The organism is Deltaproteobacteria bacterium (assembly GCA_009929795.1).
In the GTDB taxonomy this organism is placed as follows: domain Bacteria; phylum Desulfobacterota; class Desulfovibrionia; order Desulfovibrionales; family Desulfomicrobiaceae; genus RZZR01.
On the sequence record RZZR01000342.1, the window covers coordinates 1 to 1,563 of the forward strand.

Genomic DNA, 1,563 nt, shown 5'->3' on the forward strand with positions numbered 1-1,563 from the left:
TTGCGGGGGAAGATACACGGTGTGGGGCCGGTCGCGGTAGACAATGAATGCGTCCAGCAGGGAGATGCGTCCATCGCCTCCCGGTCTTGGCGGCATGGCCTCGATTTCCAGGGCGGAATAGAGGGAGTTGTACTTGAGGCCCATCTTCTGGGTGGTGACATGGTCGCAGACGGTCTGCCCGAACATGACGTCCAGGTTCAGGCGTTCGGGAGGCGAGGTGTGAATTCTGGCGGCCAGGCGCATGACCAGGGAGGAGTGGCGGTAGGCCGGGTGGACGATCCAGGAACCGCCTTCCATGATATGTTTTCCCGGCGGGTTGCGGAACAGGGCGTAGAGGCCGACAACATCGCCTTTTTCCGTGCGTCCGATTACTTGATGCAGGTTTGGCCCGGTATTGAGGCGGACGAGTTCCTCTGGATCGTAGACATGGTCGACGGGAAACCCCTCCCCGTACTCGGTATAGTATAGCTGGGCCACGCCCGGGGCGTCCTCGGGCCGGAAATCGTCGACCACGAATTTCTGACCGGGTTCGATGAAGTGGGGATCGTTTCGTAAGAGGGCAAGGCATTCTTCGCGCGATTTGTTCATGGACAGATTTCCTTTTGGATGTTTGGAGAAAATGCCACTAGAGCCGATTTTTGACAAGCAGCAACCAGCCCGAAGGGGTCGGATATGTCGGCTACACCGATTTTCGACTCTATTTCGATGCCGGAATGAGGTTTTCTTCAACTCAGGCTGAGAAAGCCGTAGTCTTCAGCAGGATACGTCTGATTGTTCCCTCAAGGTCGTGAGCTTTGAGTCTCCGAAAGAACTTGATCTCTTCGTCCTGTTGCTTAGCCTTGTCCAAGGCCAGACTCAGTTCCTCCAATCCCTCCTTCTGTCTGAAAACTCGAAGATTGGTCAGACCAAGGTCCATTCCCAGCCGCCAATCATTTCGTCGGCGGAGTGAAAGCCATGACTGGGTCCGAAGTCGAAACTCGTTGTACCCCCTAAGCCCACGAAGGAGATGTTGGGTCCGATCAAAAACCAGATCGGGTTCATCGGTCAGGGTCCCGGCCAAAATCAGGCATTCAAGGGCCGTTTCCGGAAGGTGCCGTCCGGGGTCGAAAACGAAGCCCGGACGGCTGAGTTCGCTCTGCCGGTGGAGGATGCGGGCCCAGTCCATGAACAGGTCCGAAGGCGTCTCGGGCAAAGCCGGAGGCGTTTCTTTCAAGGCGCGGACATGGATCTGCCAGAATTGACGGGCCAGGTTGAACCGGCCAAGGGCCTGGGCCGCGGCCGAACAGGCCAGATAAAGGGCAGGGTTGCCAGGTTCGATCCGGTCCTGGACGGTCCGGACCAGAAGGGCCTCGAGGTCGGTGCGCTTGCCGCTGTCGTACAGGTTTTCAAGCAGGGCCCGGAGCAGGTTTGGATTCTGTCCGGCCAACGAGGCCAAAGCCGTTCTCAATTCCGTCGAGGGCAGTAAAAAGCAGCCTGCCAGAGACAGGTTGTGCAGGGTCAGCCAATAATCCTGGATGGACTGGCCGTGAGTTCGGCGAGCCTGAGCCGTATTCATCGCCAGTT

Annotated in this window: 1 protein-coding gene; it reads right to left on the reverse strand. The window is 57.9% G+C overall.

The genetic code is table 11. The annotated features are described in order from the left end of the window. The coding region (locus EOM25_14840) for a hypothetical protein (protein ID NCC26454.1) at positions 1 to 588 on the reverse strand (588 nt) is incomplete at its 3' end. Positions 589 to 1,563: the final 975 nt, after the last annotated feature.